The sequence below is a fragment of the Streptococcus sp. SCPM-O-B-23252 (M501) genome, from assembly GCF_058200355.1.
The window spans coordinates 383,986-401,261 of sequence record NZ_JBYQGS010000001.1 but is presented as its reverse complement, the minus strand read 5'-3'; the positions used below and the strand labels follow the sequence as shown (position 1 = coordinate 401,261).

The window sequence follows — 17,276 nt, the reverse complement described above, 5'->3', positions numbered from 1 at the left end:
GTTTTCACGATAGGATTTAGGACCTATTCTGTCCTTATATCATTCTTCCTTATCCGGAATCACTTTGAACAAATAATAACTGATAAAAACAGTTAATCCCAGTAGACCCAATTTCACAAACCAGAGTGGTGCCAGGTAAATGGAAATCCCCATCAAAAGATAAATTTGTAGAATAATTCTTTTTTTCCGCTTTTTAGAGATCGACTTTGTTTCCCGATAATCCGCTACATAAGTTTGGTACAACTTGGTCCCATGCAACCATTTTTCAAAGCGTTGAGAACTCTTGGCAAAACAAGCCATAGCTAATAAAAGAAACGGGGTCGTTGGTAAAATAGGTAATGGAATCCCAATAATCCCTAATCCTAAGGAAATAAACCCTACTGTTATATACACGTATTTCAAACTAACTGCTCCTATCCTTCTGCTCATTTTAAGCCTACACTACTGACCTAAAAAGGAGATGAGCTCATCTCCTTTTTTAATCATCTAGATATCTACTAATGGAGTCGCTGTATCTGGAGATGTATCCAAGACGTCAAAATCGTGCCCCACTGCTAGATCCGCTCGAGCCAGTTGATTAACCATGGTCATATGGGCCAATTCCTTGATATTGTTTTCCTTGGATAAGTGGCCCAGATAAATCTTTTTGGTCTTATTGCCTAGGGTCCGAATCATGGCATCTGCGCCATCTTCATTAGAGAGGTGACCCAAATCGGATAAGATCCGTTGCTTTAATCGCCAAGCATAAGAGCCTGCCCGTAGGATTTCTACATCGTGGTTGGACTCGATCAAATAGCCATCTGCATTTTCAACAATCCCTGCCATTCGATCACTGACATAACCTGTATCCGTCAGCATGACAAAGCTCTTCCCATCTTTCATGAACCGGTAGAACTGGGGAGCCGCAGCATCATGGCTAACACCAAAACTTTCCACATCCAAATCCCCGAAGGTTAAGGTCTTGCCCATTTCAAATAAATGTTTCTGGGAATCATCGACCTTCCCAAGGTACTTGCTTCCCTCCATGGCCTTCCAGGTAGCTTCATTGGCGTATAGGTCCATCCCGTATTTACGAGCTAGCACACCAACGCCATGAATGTGATCCGAATGTTCATGTGTGATTAAAATAGCATCAAGATCTTCGGGTTTGCGATCAATCTCTGCAAGCAAACCTGTAATTTTCTTCCCGGACAAGCCTGCATCTACTAGAATTTTCTTCTTAGGAGTCTCTAAGTAAAACGAATTACCACTCGATCCTGAAGCTAAAATACTATATTTAAACCCTTTTTCATCCATTAGTTTTCTTATTCATCCTCATTATCCCATCCATCATCCAGGATAGCATCTTTATCATATGGTAGGACAATCGTGAAAGTAGAACCTTTTCCATATTCACTCTTGGCCCAGATAAATCCTTTGTGTTGCTTGATAATTTCCTTGGCAATAGCCAGTCCTAAACCAGTCCCACCTTGGGCGCGACTACGTGCCTTATCCACGCGATAAAAGCGATCAAAAATTCGTGGCAGGTCCTTTTTAGGAATCCCTAAGCCCTCATCCGAAATCGAAATAATCAACTGGGCATCTGTTGTTTTCATCCCCACACGAATTTCCCCACCATCTGGGGAATATTTGATAGCGTTATTTAAGATATTGTCTAAGACCTGTGTCATCTTGTCTGTATCAATTTCAACCCAGACAGGCGAAATTGGATAATCACGAACAATATCATATTTCTTCTCGCCAGCCTGGTTCTTCATCTTATCAAAGCGGTTCAAAATGAAGGTGATGAAGGCTGTAAAGTTGGTCAATTCAACATCCAATTGACTAGTTTCATTATCGATCCGTGAAAGACTTAATAGATCCGTCACCATCCGCATCATCCGGTTGGTCTCTGTCAAAGATACTTTGACAAATTCCGGTGCAACTGGCTCCGAAATGGCTCCGTCATCCAAGGCTTCCAGGTAAGATTTAACACTGGTCAGTGGTGTTCGGAGTTCATGACTAACGTTGGATACGAATAAACGACGTTCCCGCTCTTCCTTGTCCTGTTCGGTTGTGTCATGCAAGACGGCAACCAGACCAGAAATAAAACCAGACTCTCTCCGGATCAAAGCGAAGCGAACCCGTAAAGAGATGTACTCCCCATTTTCATCCTGCGAATCGATAGTCAATTCTGGAACATTGGTAATCAAGTCACGCAGTTCATACTCTTCACTAATGCCAAGCAGATCTAGAATACTGATGTTCATGACCTCTTCGACCACAACATTGAGTTGTTTTGCCGCCATTTCATTGACCAAGATAATTTGCCCCCGACGATTGGTCGCTAAGACCCCATCTGTCATATAGGAAAGAATACTGGTCAAGCGCTTGGTTTCTTGTTCCAGATTTTCATGCGTCAAACGAATCACTTCAGATAAATCATTGATATTGTTGGAAATCTCTGTTAGTTCTGGACCTCCTTGTAAATCAATAATATCCGAATACTCTCCAGCAATCAAACTCTTAATCTTATCATTCAACAAGCGTAGCTTCATGTTGTCTCGCCGATTTTCCAGGATCAGTAAGGCTACCACGATAATGAATCCAAGAGTGATTAAAATAAAAACAAAATTATAAGAGGTCATGACTTCTTTGATGTGATTAATCATTATTTCTCATATAGTAACCGACACCACGGCGCGTTAAAATATACTCTGGACGGCCAGGAATATCTTCGATTTTTTCACGCAAACGTCGAATCGTTACGTCCACTGTCCGAACATCACCAAAATAATCGTAGCCCCAGACTGTTTCCAGCAAATGCTCACGAGTCATGACTTGGCCTACATGGGTTGCCAAGTGATAGAGCAACTCAAATTCGCGATGGGTCAACTCAAGCTCTTTGCCCTTTTTCTGAGCAAGGAAGGCATCCGGAATGATTTTCAAATCCCCAATCACAATCTCTGAATCTGATGTAGACTCTGTTTGTGATTCTACCGTTAGTTCTGTCCGACGCAACAAAGCTTTTACGCGAGCTTGAAGCTCACGATTTGAGAATGGCTTGGTCACATAGTCATCCGCCCCAATTTCAAGACCGATAACCTTATCAAATTCTGTATCTTTGGCAGAAAGAACAATAATCGGCACATTACTAGTCTTCCGAATGGTACGCGCCACTTCCAAGCCGTCAATTTCAGGAAGCATGAGGTCTAAGATCAAAATATCTGGGTTCTCAGCTTCGAAAACAGCCAGTGCTTCTTTCCCATCGAAGGCAGTCAAGACTTCATAGCCTTCTTTGGCCATATTGAATTTTATAATATCCGAAATCGGCTTTTCATCATCTACAACAAGAATTTTCTTCATACATGTACCTACTTCTATTTTTTCTTTGCTTCTTCAAATCTCTGTCCTTTCATTATAGCAAATTTCTTTGAAAAATGGGAGTTATACTTTGATTTGTAAAGAAAGAGAAAGAAAAAGGTTATGCAATGGAAAAAATAATAATCACAAGATAGAGGCCACTAAAACAGCGCTTGAATAATTATTTTCAATCCACAAAAAAGCTAGGTTTGAAGCCTAGCTTTTCTATCTGTTATTTTTCAACACGGGATTTGTTGGCGATATCACCTAGGATTGTTGCAACACACTCATCATGTTTAAATATTAAAACGGTATCTTCTTTCAGAGGAGATACCGTTCTTCCTTTTTTGAATAAGGAATCTAAAATTTCTGACTTTCTCTATATGTTCAATTGATAGATTTCTTCAGAAAAAGGCTGTAAAATTTTTGATATAATATGTAGGATGGACTGATGGATATTTAAAAGATAATGTTCAAAAGAATTACAAATGAGAATTAAAAATATGTCAAATTGGACATAAGTCTCTCTACCATCATCCATGCAGAAACAAGATTATATGAAATAAAAGGAGTAACCAATGACCAGAAACTATTCAACACGTGAATTCCGCGAGAAACTATATGATGACCTTCATGTTCGATTAAGAGATACAGTGATTTTGATGTGTTCGATTTTTATTGCCTCTATAGGTCTAAATATGAATTCAACAGCTGTCATTATTGGAGCCATGCTGATTTCCCCTCTTATGACACCGATTATTGGACTGGGGTTTGGTTTAGCTATTTTTGATACGCGTTTAATCAAGCAATCTCTAGGGGTTTTATTTACTCAAGTATTGGTCAGTTTGCTTGTCTCGACTCTATATTTCTGGATTTCTCCCTTATCTTATGCAAGTAGCGAATTGATTGCACGAACCTCTCCAACCATTTGGGATGTTCTCATTGCTATTGCTGGTGGGATAGCAGGCTTTATTGGTTCAAGAAAAAAAGAAGCAAACAATATCGTGCCAGGAGTAGCCATTGCAACTGCTCTAATGCCACCTATCTGTACTGCAGGTTATGGTTTAGCTAATGGAAATGTACGGTTCTTATTTGGAGCTCTCTATCTTTTCTTGATCAACTGTGTCTTTATCATGCTAATCAACATTGTTGGAACAAGAATTTTGATGAGAAAATCTCCCTTAAGTTCATTTAATGAGCTAAACATTAAAATGAAAATTGGGTTGATATCCTTGATTGTATTATTGGTCCTTCCAGCCTGCTATTCAGCAGTCACTCTGACGATGGATCAAGCGCGAAAAGAAGGGATCAAACAGTTTGTAGGAAAAGAGTTCGCTAATCATACGGTCATTAATCAAGTCTACAAGTCAAGGAATAATGAATTGGTCTTGACAGTTGTTGGAGATCCGATTTCAGAAGAAGAATTAGAAACCATTCGCCAAAAACAAGCCTCTTACGGTATTGAATCTGTTCAATTGAAAGTCAATCAAGTCCATAATTCGATAAAATTAGATAGTGAGGCGACCAAGGAATTTTACGAAAACATTGACAAGTATATCGATCAAAAACTCTCTGAAAAAGATTCACAAAACGATCTCGTAAAAGAAAATGAGGCAGACAAGGATTGAGGATAATCAACTCATCTAACTCATGGAAGCAAATCTTGGGAGGATATCCTATATCCAAAAGTTAATGGATAGAAAGGATTATTGATGAGGATACTATTTGTGGTGGTTTGACCAATCACTACTAGCTCAGGTTAAACAAAATATAAAAATGCGGTGGGACAGAAATCGATAGACAAAGTCTCGATTTCGTAGTCCCAGCCCCGCGAGGATGATTAGGAGCTTTTTGGAGTCTAAAAGACGAACAAAAAGTTCAATCAGCTACCTCGTCAAACTTTGATTGCTAATAAAAAGTGAGGTCGGGATCTTTTGTCCCAACCTCTTTTTTAGGTAGCTGGAATTTTTATCCCAGGTTTTATCGTTTTATTTCTCAACACGAGATTTGTTGGCGATATCAGCTAGGATAGTTGCTACAAACTCATCTACTGACACAGTGTTTGTTTCTTTTTGTCCATAGCGACGAACGTTGACAGTTCCATCTTCCATTTCCTTGTCACCAACGATCAATTGGTAAGGAATCTTGCTAGTTTGTGATGCACGGATCTTGAATTGCATTTTTTCATTACGTTCATCCACATCAGCACGGACACCACGGTCACGGAGTTTCTTAGCTACTTCCCAAGCGTAGTCCACGTGTTTTTCGTTAGATACTGGGATGAGGGTTACTTGATGTGGTGCAAGCCATGTTGGGAAGGCACCCTTGTAGTTTTCAATCAAGATAGCTGTGAAGCGTTCCATTGTTGAGATAACCCCACGGTGGATCATAACTGGGCGATGTTCTTCACCATCAGCTCCGATGTATTTAAGGTCGAAGCGTTCTGGAAGCAAGAAGTCAAGCTGGATAGTGGAGAGGGTTTCTTCTTTTCCAAGGGCAGTCTTCACCTGGATATCCAATTTTGGTCCGTAGAAGGCAGCTTCACCTTCAGCTTCAAAGTAGTCAACGCCCATTTCATCAAGGGCAGCACGAAGCATGGTTTGGGCATTTTCCCACATTTCATCGTTATCAAAGTACTTGTGAGTATCTTGAGGGTCACGAAGAGAGAGGCGGAAACGGTATTCATTCAAGTTGAAGTCTTCATAAACATCGATAATCAACTGAAGAGCACGTTGGAATTCTTCTTGAATTTGTTCTGGAGTCACAAAGAGGTGACCGTCGTTGAGAGACATTTCACGCACCCGTTGAAGACCAGTCAAAGCACCTGATTTCTCATAGCGGTGCATCATTCCGATTTCAGCGATACGGATTGGCAATTCACGGTATGAGTGAACATGGTGTTTGAAGACTTGAATGTGGTGTGGACAGTTCATTGGACGAAGGACGAATTCTTCCCCGTCACCCATGTCCATAGTTGGGAACATGTCTTCTTGGTAATGATCCCAGTGACCAGAAGTCTTGTAAAGCTCAACAGAAGCAAGTGGTGGAGTGTAGACGTGTTGGTAGCCAGAAGCCAACTCTTTATCGACAATGTAGCGTTCCAACTCACGACGAATAGTCGCACCATTTGGCAACCAGAATGGAAGTCCTTGACCAACTTCTTGAGAAATCATGAAGAGGTCAAGCTCTTTACCAAGTTTACGGTGGTCACGTTCCTTAGCTTCTTCACGCATTTGAAGGTAGTTCTTCAAGTCTTTCTTGTCAAACCAAGCTGTACCGTAGATCCGTTGCATCATAGCGTTGTCGCTATTTCCACGCCAGTAGGCACCAGCTACATTGAGAAGGTGGAAGATTTGGATGCGGCCTGTTGATGGGACGTGTGGGCCACGGCAAAGGTCTACGTATTCACCTTGACGGTAGATGGTCAAGCCACCTTCGTCCTCTGAGTGCTCTTCGATCAATTCCAATTTATATGGATCGTTTTTGAAGATTTCACGCGCCTCGTCTTTAGTCACTTCCTCACGGACTGATGGGAAGTTTTCCTTAACGATTTTTTGCATTTCTTCTTCGATGCGAGGAAGGTCTTCGTTAGAGATTTGACCAGCTTGGTTATCTGTATCGTAGTAGAAACCATCTTCGATAGCTGGACCAACTCCCAAGTGAATGTCTGGGAAGAGGCGACGAGCGGCTTGAGCGAACAAGTGAGCAGCTGAGTGACGCAAGATTGGAAGAGCATCTTCGTGATCAGGTGTCACGATTTCGATGCTTCCATCTTCGGTGATAGCACGAGTGGTATCAATCAATTTGCCGTTAAATTTACCAGCAAGAGCTTTTTTAGCTAGGGAATTGCTGATGGATTGGGCAATGTCAAAAGTTGTAACGCCAGATTCGAATTCACGAACAGCGCCATCTGGGAAAGTAATCTTAATCATAATCTTCTCCTTATAAATTTTTAAATATCTTAGTTATAGTGAAACTCTTTTTGATTTCTTCATCAAAAAAACAAAAAAGCGACCTCCTCGAAAGGACGTCGCAACGTGGTTCCACCTTCATTTATGTTCCTCAAAAAAGAGGAACACCTCTGATTGGCTCTAACGTGGCCACCGTTTTATGTTTGCATAAAAAGTTCACCGAGTAGTCCCAAACCTATCCTCTACGCGATTTCCAGCCCCACGCGCTCTCTTTTAGATTTCCTAGATTTGATATGTCTCTGACTAGTATTATAGCACGATTGAAATATTTTGCAAGAGGAAAAAGCTTCCTATCCCCTATGCCAGGAGCCTTACTTTAGGCCCCCTAGCTTTTGAGATGAACTCTAATCCAATAACTTGGTAATGTTGCGAATCTTTTTCACCTGTTTAAAGGAACCCTTCATGATTCTCACAGACCCATTCACAGGCATAGCGATAACTTTTTTTGGAATTTTCACAATAGACTTGGTCACCCGTTTGGTACGGCTTTCCTCAGGATGACGTTCATTATAAAAATCTTTCGAAATAATGGCATCCAGATAGAACTCATAGACCCTGCGACCAAAATTTGTCGAAGAAATTTCATAAAGCTTCTCCTCCCACTTAGCCTCATCTTTTTCTGGTGTGGCTAAGGTCGCTTCTAAAATAGCTGCTGCCAAATCTTCTTCCTGGTCATACAAGATTCCGAACATCCGATCATTGATTACATTATCTAAGTAAGGATTACTTTGAGCAATTAGGGGGGTCCCACTAGCGATACTCTCTAAATAGGTCAAGCCTTGCGTCTCACTAGTCGAAGCTGAAATGAAGAAATCTGCCGCCTTATAGTAAAGAGCTGTTTCGTTTGGTGGAATCATTCCTGTGAAGACGACCGCATCTGACACACCAAGCTTGGTCGCTTGTTTTTTTAAATCATCTAGATAAGGCCCATCTCCAGCCACAATCAATTTAATATGCGCATTTTCTTCTAACACTTTAGGCAAGGCCGCAATAACGGCTTGGATATTTTTCTCGTAAGAAACCCGTGACAAGCTCAAGAGCATGATTTCACCCTCTTGAATCCCTAATTTTTCACGAAGGGCTTGCGTCTCCACTTGTGTGATTTCAGGTCGTTCAAACTTCGCCAGCTCAATTCCTGTCGGAATAATCCGTTTTTCGGCCTTGACCTTGTATTTCAGCAAGAGATCATAGACAATCTCACTCGGACAGATGACCCCATCCAAGTCATTCATATAACCACGAACAATGTATTTGACCATACTTGGTCGGATAACCATCCCCTTGGCAATATAACGCACATAATCTTCATACTGGGTATGATAGGTATGAATCACTGGAATCCGAAGCTCCTTAGCAATCCAAACCCCGAGTAGTCCTAAAGAAAACTCCGTCTGTGTATGGATCATATCCAGTTTGTATTGTTTGGCAATGGCCAAAGCCTTGGTAAAGCCGCGATAAGCAATTCGCCGATCCTTAAAAGCAAAGAAAGGGATACTTGGAATGCGGATAATTTGCCAGTCTTCATAGCGGTTGACATCCTTATCCGTCGTCGTAAAGATAAAAACCGTATGTCCCAACTTCTCCAATTCTGTTTTTAGGGTTCGAATACTGGTCGCAACCCCCGATACCTGCGGAAAATAAGTATCTGTAAATAATCCAATACGCATATTACATCTCCAATACTTGCTGATAGGCTTTCACTAGCTGATCCGCTACCAAATCAATTGAGCGACTTTGAGCGACTCGATCCCCTGCATCGCGCTTGTCCACTTGACCAGACAAGACTTTTTCAAGAGAGTCCACAAACTCATCCACTGAATGACATAATTCTGCTGACTCTTGGTCCACCCAACCATGATAAACTGGAATATCCCGGAGGACGACATGCTGGTGACCCGCTAAGGCCTCTAGGACAACAATCCCTTCCGTTTCCTCGTAAGACGGGAAGAAGAAGGCATCCGCACCTGTCATGGCCCCTTGGAATACAGCTCCTTTAAAATAGCCAGGGAATTCAACATTGCTTGGATGATCTTTCTCGACCAGACGACGAATAGCCCGAGGAATCAACCATTTATTAATCGATCCCAACCAAATAAAGCGGACATCTGGCATCCGACGAGCCACTTCTACAAAGTCTTCAATCCCTTTTCGTCTAAAGTAGAGACCCGCACATAAAACGACCTTCTCTCCTTCTTGGATATTAAAGTGCTTCCGAAAAACCTCTTCTTTTTTGGGATCTTTTTTATATTTAGACAAATCAATCCCATTGGAAACAGCGACTATTGGAGTCTTGACTCCATAGGACTGAATCAGTTGTTTCGAATACTCTGAAGGGGTAATAATAAAATCGGCTTTTTTATACATATGAGCCAAATATTTGCCAAATAAGGGAGCAAATAAATTGGACCCGATAAATGAATTTTGGAAATCTTCCCGTGTGGAATGTCCATGCATGATGACCTTTTTCCCCCGACGTTTGGCAGCATGTAATAGCAACAAACTCCGAGGACCATAGGTATTAATATGGACCACATCGTAATCTCCTAAAATATCCGTAGTATAGGGGATTCCAGCCAAATCCAAGGCATGCATCTGGTGTTGGAGGGCACGACCAATCCCGGATTTTTGTAAAACGGATTTTCCTTCAAGATACAGTAAAACTTTCATACCCTCTATTATACCTGATTTAGCAGACCCCTTCAAGTTTTACCGGAGATTCATACCGAGACAAGAAAAAAGGAAGCCTTGGCTTCCTATGATTTTTACTTCTTCGTAGTTCCACGATGATTAATGGTATGGGCAAGAAGAACTTCTCTTTCTTCCAATTCTTCCTTATGCATAATTTTTGTCAGCATCCGCATACTGATAGCCCCCAAATCATAAAGTGGTTGGCCAACAGTTGAAAGGTTTGGACGAGTGTAGCGTGTAATTTGTGAATCATCACTGGTAATCAACTCAAAATCTTCCGGTACGTTCACACCTTGATCAGCTAGACCATTAAGCAAGCCTGCTGCCAATTCATCCCCAGTTACAAAGGCTGCTGTTGCTTTAGATGCAATGATGCGTTCAGCCAAGTTATAGCCTTCTTCATAGCGGTACTTAGACTCAAAGACCAAGCCTTCACTGTAAGACAATTTTTTTGCTTTCAAAGAATCTTTGTAGCCAGCCAAGCGAATCTTACCGTTGATATCATCTACTAATGGTCCACTTACAAAAGCAATCTTTTTATTTCGTTTAGCCAATAGTGTAACCGCGTCTACTGTCGCTTGCTTGTAATCGATATTGACACTTGGCAATTGATGTTCGACATCAACTGTCCCAGCAAGGACCACCGGTGTCCGAGAACGAGAGAATTCTGAACGAATCTTTTCTGTCAAGTGATAACCCATGAAGATAATCCCATCGACCTGTTTTGAGAAAAGAGTATTGACAACAGAAACTTCTTTATCATCGTCTTCATCGCTGTTGGCAAGGACGATGTTGTACTTGTACATTTCAGCAATGTCATCGATCCCCTTTGCCAGAGTAGAGAAATAACTATTGGTAATATTTGGAATCACAACACCTACCGTTGTGGTTTTCTTACTCGCAAGTCCACGAGCTACTGCATTCGGACGATAGTCCAAACGTTCAATGACTTCCAATACTTTTTTACGAGTATTTTCCTTAACGTTCTTATTTCCGTTCACGACACGGCTAACAGTCGCCATTGAGACCCCCGCCTCTCGGGCAACGTCGTAAATGGTTACAGTATCGTCTGTATTCATATTACTTCCTTTCTTTATTGAAAATTTCGTTTTCAGTCTTCTATAACAACTATTTTATCACTTATTGTAAACACTTTCAAGCATTTTAACATCTTTTTGCAAACTCTTGATTTTTTAGGAAAAATTTGACAAAATATTATCAATAGAAAGAAGGTAGCTTATGTCTAAATTAGATCAAATTGTAGCATTTCTTGAAACTGAAAAAACAGAGGTTGCTGTTGTATCCGATCCTGTCACTATCAATTACCTCACTGGATTTTACAGTGATCCCCACGAACGTCAGCTCTTCTTGTTCGTCTATCCAGACCACGAACCGCTTCTTTTTGTCCCTGCTCTTGAGGTAGAACGGGCGACTGCAGTTGTGGATTTCCAAGTGGTAGGCTATGTGGATTCTGAAAATCCTTGGGAAAAAATCAAAGGGGCTAGCGCTAATCCAGAAGCCAAAAAGGTCGCTTTGGAATTTGATAATTTGATTTTGACCAAGTACCATGGGCTTCGTTCAGTCTTTGAACAAGCAACATTTACCAATCTCAGCCCTCGGATTAACCGCATGCGCTTGATTAAATCTGCTGATGAGATCCAAAAGATGTTAGTTGCTGGTCAATATGCGGATAAGGCTGTCAATATGGGATTTGACGCCATCTCACTGGATAAAACCGAGACTGATATCGTCGCAGAAATCGACTTTGGCATCAAACGCTTGGGCTATGAAATGAGCTTTGAAACTATGGTCTTGACTGGTAATAATGCAGCCAACCCACACGGCATTCCTGGAAGCAACAAAATTGAAAAAGATGCTCTTCTTCTCTTTGACTTGGGCTGTATGGTGAATGGCTATGCTTCAGATATGACGCGAACAGTCGCTGTTGGAAAACCCAATGACTTCAAGAAAGAAATCTACCACTTGACTTTAGAAGCTCAACAGGCTGCCCTAGATATGATCAAACCAGGTGTAACAGCACATGACGTAGACCGTGCTGCCCGGAGCGTCATTGAAAAAGCAGGATACGGCGAATACTTCAACCACCGCCTTGGACACGGTATCGGAATGGATGTGCATGAATTCCCTTCTATCATGGAAGGAAATGACATGGTCATCGAAGAAGGCATGTGCTTCTCAGTCGAACCAGGCATCTACATCCCTGGAAAAGTCGGAGTTCGGATTGAAGACTGTGGCTATGTCACAAAAGATGGCTTTGGCCTCTTTACCGAAACCAGCAAAGACTTGCTGTATTTTGATTAAGTTAGATAATGAGAAGATTGTTGTATGATTGTTTGGCGTGGTAAAGGCTTGCTCGTTCCCCTCGCTCTTATGATTGGAGGAGCTTTGGCGAATATGATTTATTCCTTCCTGCATCTTAATGTAAATAAGAGTACAGATAGTATCATCTTAGGATGTATGTTGGGGATTCTTGCTGCAGCAGTCAATTATTTGCTAACAAAGAAATTTGTTTCCGATCAAGTTCGGTATATGATTGATGAGGAAACAGGGCAACGTATTGCTTTCCGCGATCGTTCTTCCTTCATGTTCATTCCAAATCGTTACTGGACATGGATTTATTCTAGTTAGTGTCTTATTTATTAAAAAATAAAAATTAGATAAACTTTAAATCATTTCATTCAACAAAAAAGCCTTTCAGTTTACACTGAGAGGCTCAGATTAAAGCAATAGTATTCCTAGAAACTTTCCTTAGGTGAGTACGGACGTCAGCGAACTTCTACGAAGTTCCATGACTTAGTTTTGAACCTAAGGTTTCAAAACTCCCGAGTGCTTGAAACGAAAACGTTTCAAGCATTTTTCTCACGGCGGAAAGTTTCGGATATGCTTTAATGATTCAAAGCAACATAATAGTTTTTTGAAAAATTACCTAGCTATCTTAAGTAAAAAGTAGTTTGTCTACATTCAAAGCCTTTCAGTATATACTGAAAGGCTTTTTTACATCAAGTTTCTTACAGACTCAAATCAAGAAACGGTTGCTAGCTCCATTTGTTTCTTGGTTTGCTCCACTACTTCTTTGAGGCTGGTCTGAGCCATTTCCTTTTCCATGGCCAATTGAATCTTTTCCAGCTTCCCATCTAGGACGCCATGGATGCTATTTCCAATCGGACAAGCTGGATTTGGATGCTCGTGGAAACCAAATAATTGACCAGTCTTCCCAAGGCATTCAACAGCCTGGTAGATATCTAACAAACTAATAGCTTCTAATTCTTTGGCCATCTCGGCCCCACCTGTTCCACGCGCCACATGGATCAAGCCTGCCTTTTTTAATTGAGACAAGGTCTTCCGAATAATGACCGGGTTCACCCCAACACTGCCAGCAATCATATCACTGGTCACCTTGGTGCAATCTCCTTTTAAAGCAATCATGACTAATACATGGGTTCCAATGGTAAAACGACTTGAAATTTGCATGGATACTCCTCTCTTCCATCTAAATAGGGATGTCTTAAACTGGATCTAAAGCCATCAATAACTAGATACATTTACTCTTCAGACGTTAAAGTTCTTTCTTTTAGTCTATTATACCCTTATTTGTTGTAATGTCAACTGTTACACTAGTTGAAAAAATCTCTTAACCATGCATCTACTTCTACATTGTGTCCCTCTCGCTGGGCTATTTCATGAAGAAGCTCATGATTATGAGTATGGTGGATCCCATTGACTAAACTTTCATAGTAAACTTGGAAGTAAGGGAGTTTCAGATCCTTAGCGAGTTGGAGTTCTTTCTCAATGTCATAGGAAACCCGCCGAAAGTCAACATCTTTCAAACCCGATTCATCAAACTCTAGAATAGCATACATGGCCCGGAGATCCTTTCGAAGATTGGCTTGCAAAAAGAAGGGTTGGCCGATAGAACCCGGATTCAAGATGAGCTCTCCACCACTTCCATATCGGAAAAATTGTTGGTGGATATGACCATAGACTGCTAGATCACAAGGGGGATTGGTTACGAGGCGATCAAAATCTTTCTGGTCTCCTATATGGATCAATTCGCGTCCCCAGTTTTTGTCTGGCAGATGATGGGTGATGCCCACTATTAAGCCAGAAACTTCCCGATGCACTTGCATGGGCAGACTTTGCATGGCCTCTATTTCTTCTGGACGAATTTCTTCTAAGATATACTGACAATGGCGCATCAAATAACGGTGACTAGCCCTTGATGGATCCAGCATCCCCTTCATCGCTCGCCACAAGCTATCTTCCCAATTTCCTAAAATCTGTACGGTGATAGGCAATTCTTCAAGTAGGTTCAAAAGATGTCGTCTACCAGTCCCCGGCATAAGGACATCCCCTAATAACCAGTATTCTTCTACACCTGCCCGCTTGGCATCTTCAAGCACAGCCTCTAAAGCAGTTGTATTCCCATGTATATCCGAAAGCAAAGCAATTTTTGTCATGTCTCTTCTCCTTCTTTCATTATACCAAAGCTCTAAAAAACTTCCACCCTAGGGTAGAAGTTTCTTTTTTTATTCAACAGATTTCAAAGCCTCCAGCATGTCTACCTTGCGAAGATGATGATTGACCAAGATTCCTAAGCTAGCTAGGATCAGAATGACCCCAGCGATAGGATAAAGATAGACACCAAGGGCTACCCGCGGATAAAAGAGAATGGCATCTGGGGCGATCATAGCAATCAAGAAGCGATGGAGATAAAAGCCTCCTAGCAAACCCAATCCTATCCCTACAAGAGACAAGAGGATGGTTTCTCGATAAATATAAAGGGTAACTTCTTGATGATGGAAGCCGAGGACCTTAATGGTGGATAACTCACGGATTCGTTCTGCCACATTGATATTGGTCAAATTATACAAAATAACCATCGCTAGCAAAATAGATACCAGAACTAAAATCATCATGGTCTTATTCAATGATTGGGCTACAGAACTGAAGAGAGAAATCAAGGAAGTATTTTGCGTAACAGCAAGCACCGCCCCTTCTTCCATCATGTCCCGACTGACCTTCTGGACGAACTGCTGAGAAGAAGACTGTAATCGGACCAAATAGGCATTCATCTCAGCGCTTTTTCCATAGGTTTTCTGATAGGTCGCTTGATTCATATAGACAAAATGGCCTACATAATTTTCGGCAATCGCAGCCACCCTAATCGTATGGCCATCTATCCGCAAGTCATCTCCAACGCCCACCTTGGCCAGCTGCGCTAATTTACTGGTAATCACCGCCCCATTGGATAGGTCAAGTCTTCTCTCTTCTGAGCGGAGATTGATAAAGGGTTCCAAGCTGTCTTTAGAGGACACCATTAAGGTCATGCTTTGTTTTCCACGTCCGGAAGGATAAGAAGCCTCCACTTGTTTTGTAAAGATGGCTTCTGTCTCTTTAATATCTGCTTGCTTCAAGCGCTTCTTCAAGGATTCTTCCTCTTCGTCTGTCAGGCTGGATTTGGTCGAGAGAATCATATCGTACTTGAGGATTTCCCCAAACTGGCGTTGGGGTACTCCACCGACTGAGGATTGAATCCCCAAGCCCGCAAAAAGAAGAGCAACCGAACCAGCAACACCAAATATGGTCATCACCATCCGCTGTTTATAGCGAAAAATATTTCTAGCGGTCACCTTTTGGGTGAAACTCAGACGTTTCCACAAAAACGGTAGCCGTTCGAGCAAAATACTGGATCCGGAAACTGGCGGTTTTGGAAGGAGGAGGTGACTGGCTTCTTCCTTCAACTCTCTCTTAGCGACTAGATAAGCTGGAAAGACGCTAGAAAGAAGGGAGAGCCCCAAGGCTAATAAGCTATAGGACCCATAAAAATACTGTTGACTAGTTCCTACGACCATCCCCTGCGTAATAATTTGCGAAATGGTTCCAGATAAAACATAATGACCGAGAAGAGTTCCGATGCCTGTCCCAACTGTTCCAGCAACCAAGCCATACAAGAGAAACTTTGCTAAGATATCTTTCGTTCGATAGCCCAAGGCTTTGAACAAGCCCGCATGGCTCCGTTCTTCATCAACAAAACGAGTCATGGTCGTAAACGTGACCATGGCAGCGACTGCGTAGAGTACCACAGGAAATAGATTGCCTACGGCGGAGATACTGGCACTGGCATTACTATACATGAGGTAACCCTGGCCACCTGGAATGGTTTTTCGATCATAGACATGATAGTTTGGTTGCTCTATATTTTTCAGATCTTCCTTGGCCTTTTCCAGGTCCTTCTGTTTAGTTGCTAGTTCCGATTCACCTGTCTGAATGTTGACCAATTGCTGATCTAGTTGCTTTTGAGCTTCTGCCAACTCGAGTCGCCTTGTTTCTAGTTCTTCCTTGGGCAAGAGTGTAGACAGTTGATTCAGTTTATTGGATTGCTCCGTTAGTTGTGTCTGTGCTTGACCTGCCTTTTCGCGTGCGTCTGCTAACTGTTTGTTGGCAGCATCAAGTTCTTCTTGCCCTTTTTGGATCTTTTGTTTCCCATCAGCCTGTAGCTTTCGATAGCGCTCCTGACCATTTCCAGCTAAGAGTTCTTCCAGTTCCTTTTGATGGGAGGCCAGACGATCTTGATAGCTGGTTGAGAATGGATTGAACCCCCTCAAATCATCAAACCGAATCCGAGCAAGGCTATAAACAGGACTAGTAAAGGCTTCTTTTGAGAGGACGCCATAGGCATCCAAGGAACCACTCCCACTCCTAGCTTGTCCCAAGTCTTTTTCGGACCACATCTCAGCAGACTTTACAAAGCCAACAATTCGATAGTTTTTTGTCTTTAAAACAGATGGACTTCCAGCTTTTTCATGTATCCTTAGCTGATCCCCAATCTGGTAACGATCTTTCCAAAACGCTGCTAGAGCGACCTCATCTTCCTTCTGCGGAAGCCGTCCTGAAGTCAGCTGAAAGCGTGAGATGGTTTCTGGAATGGAAAAAAGTCGAACAGCTTCGTCCTTTCCGTCAAGCGTCACATCTGTCAGGTAGGAAAACTCCAAGCTGGCCCCCGTCAATCCTTGTAGCTCTTCCTGGTCAGTCTTATCCAAACCTAGATCTCCCATGACAGCTAGGTCCAACATCTCTTGTTGGTCTATAAAGCGCTGGGCAGTCCGATGCATATTTGGGGTCGTTACTTTTAAACCGACCAAGGCTAAGGTACCCAGCATCATCAGCGTTAAAATGGACAAAAAGCGCCCTTTGGAACTGGTAAAGGAATGACATAGATCTTTCCAATATACTTTTCGCTTCATGAACAACCTC

14 protein-coding genes are annotated in these 17,276 nt (G+C 41.9%); 3 read left to right on the top strand and 11 right to left on the bottom strand.

The window, feature by feature from the left end; translation table 11 throughout:
* Positions 1-39 precede the first annotated feature (39 nt).
* Genes AC3E6G_RS01925 through yycF form a run of 4 tightly spaced genes read right to left on the bottom strand, consistent with a single transcriptional unit; the run spans position 40 to position 3,345 of the window.
* Complete coding sequence (locus tag AC3E6G_RS01925; protein WP_490700316.1) at positions 40-429, bottom strand: YbaN family protein; 390 nt, start codon at positions 427-429, stop codon at positions 40-42.
* A 57-nt stretch (positions 430-486) separates the two neighbouring features.
* Positions 487-1,296, bottom strand: a complete 810-nt coding sequence (locus AC3E6G_RS01920; protein ID WP_048689535.1) for an MBL fold metallo-hydrolase — start codon at positions 1,294-1,296, stop codon at positions 487-489.
* Between the two features lie 8 nt (positions 1,297-1,304).
* Entirely contained in the window at positions 1,305-2,651 is a 1,347-nt protein-coding gene (gene vicK / locus AC3E6G_RS01915; protein ID WP_154857663.1) for a cell wall metabolism sensor histidine kinase VicK, read from the bottom strand.
* The gene (gene yycF / locus AC3E6G_RS01910) at positions 2,644-3,345 is read right to left on the bottom strand and encodes a response regulator YycF (protein WP_048689541.1); all 702 of its coding nucleotides are present in this window, start codon (positions 3,343-3,345) and stop codon (positions 2,644-2,646) included. The genes vicK and yycF overlap by 8 nt, the downstream gene beginning before the upstream one ends.
* Positions 3,346-3,920: 575 nt before the next feature.
* Here yycF and AC3E6G_RS01905 point away from each other — a divergent pair.
* Positions 3,921-4,970: a DUF389 domain-containing protein gene (locus AC3E6G_RS01905; RefSeq protein ID WP_490700315.1), complete on the top strand. Its 1,050-nt coding sequence runs from the start codon at positions 3,921-3,923 to the stop codon at positions 4,968-4,970.
* A 360-nt stretch (positions 4,971-5,330) separates the two neighbouring features.
* Here AC3E6G_RS01905 and thrS read toward each other — a convergent pair whose 3' ends face one another.
* From thrS to ccpA, 4 genes are all read right to left on the bottom strand, one after another.
* Positions 5,331-7,274, bottom strand: a complete 1,944-nt coding sequence (gene thrS, locus AC3E6G_RS01900) for a threonine--tRNA ligase (protein WP_490700314.1) — start codon at positions 7,272-7,274, stop codon at positions 5,331-5,333.
* Between the two features lie 383 nt (positions 7,275-7,657).
* Positions 7,658-8,980 (bottom strand): glycosyltransferase family 4 protein, encoded by a 1,323-nt coding sequence (locus AC3E6G_RS01895; RefSeq protein ID WP_490700313.1) that lies wholly within the window; start codon positions 8,978-8,980, stop codon positions 7,658-7,660.
* Between the two features lies 1 nt (position 8,981).
* Entirely contained in the window at positions 8,982-9,980 is a 999-nt protein-coding gene (locus AC3E6G_RS01890; protein WP_006597024.1) for an LTA glycolipid anchor biosynthesis glycosyltransferase, IagA/BgsA family, read from the bottom strand.
* A gap of 95 nt (positions 9,981-10,075) precedes the next feature.
* Positions 10,076-11,080 (bottom strand): catabolite control protein A, encoded by a 1,005-nt coding sequence (gene ccpA, locus AC3E6G_RS01885; protein WP_490700312.1) that lies wholly within the window; start codon positions 11,078-11,080, stop codon positions 10,076-10,078.
* Positions 11,081-11,240: 160 nt separating this feature from the next.
* On the opposite strand from ccpA, the gene AC3E6G_RS01880 reads away from it, so the two are divergent.
* Positions 11,241-12,323, top strand: coding sequence for a M24 family metallopeptidase (locus AC3E6G_RS01880; protein ID WP_490700311.1), 1,083 nt, complete (start codon positions 11,241-11,243; stop codon positions 12,321-12,323).
* Between the two features lie 24 nt (positions 12,324-12,347).
* Entirely contained in the window at positions 12,348-12,650 is a 303-nt protein-coding gene (locus AC3E6G_RS01875) for a cytochrome O ubiquinol oxidase (protein WP_490700310.1), read from the top strand.
* 393 nt (positions 12,651-13,043) lie between these two features.
* On the opposite strand, the gene AC3E6G_RS01870 is transcribed toward AC3E6G_RS01875, so the two are convergent.
* The 3 genes from AC3E6G_RS01870 to AC3E6G_RS01860 form a co-directional block, all read right to left on the bottom strand.
* Positions 13,044-13,493, bottom strand: a complete 450-nt coding sequence (locus AC3E6G_RS01870; RefSeq protein ID WP_023023935.1) for an Rrf2 family transcriptional regulator — start codon at positions 13,491-13,493, stop codon at positions 13,044-13,046.
* Between the two features lie 143 nt (positions 13,494-13,636).
* On the bottom strand, positions 13,637-14,479 hold the full coding sequence (locus tag AC3E6G_RS01865; RefSeq protein WP_485789640.1) for a metallophosphoesterase family protein: 843 nt from the start codon (positions 14,477-14,479) through the stop codon (positions 13,637-13,639).
* Between the two features lie 69 nt (positions 14,480-14,548).
* Entirely contained in the window at positions 14,549-17,266 is a 2,718-nt protein-coding gene (locus tag AC3E6G_RS01860) for an FtsX-like permease family protein (RefSeq protein WP_490700309.1), read from the bottom strand.
* Positions 17,267-17,276: the final 10 nt, after the last annotated feature.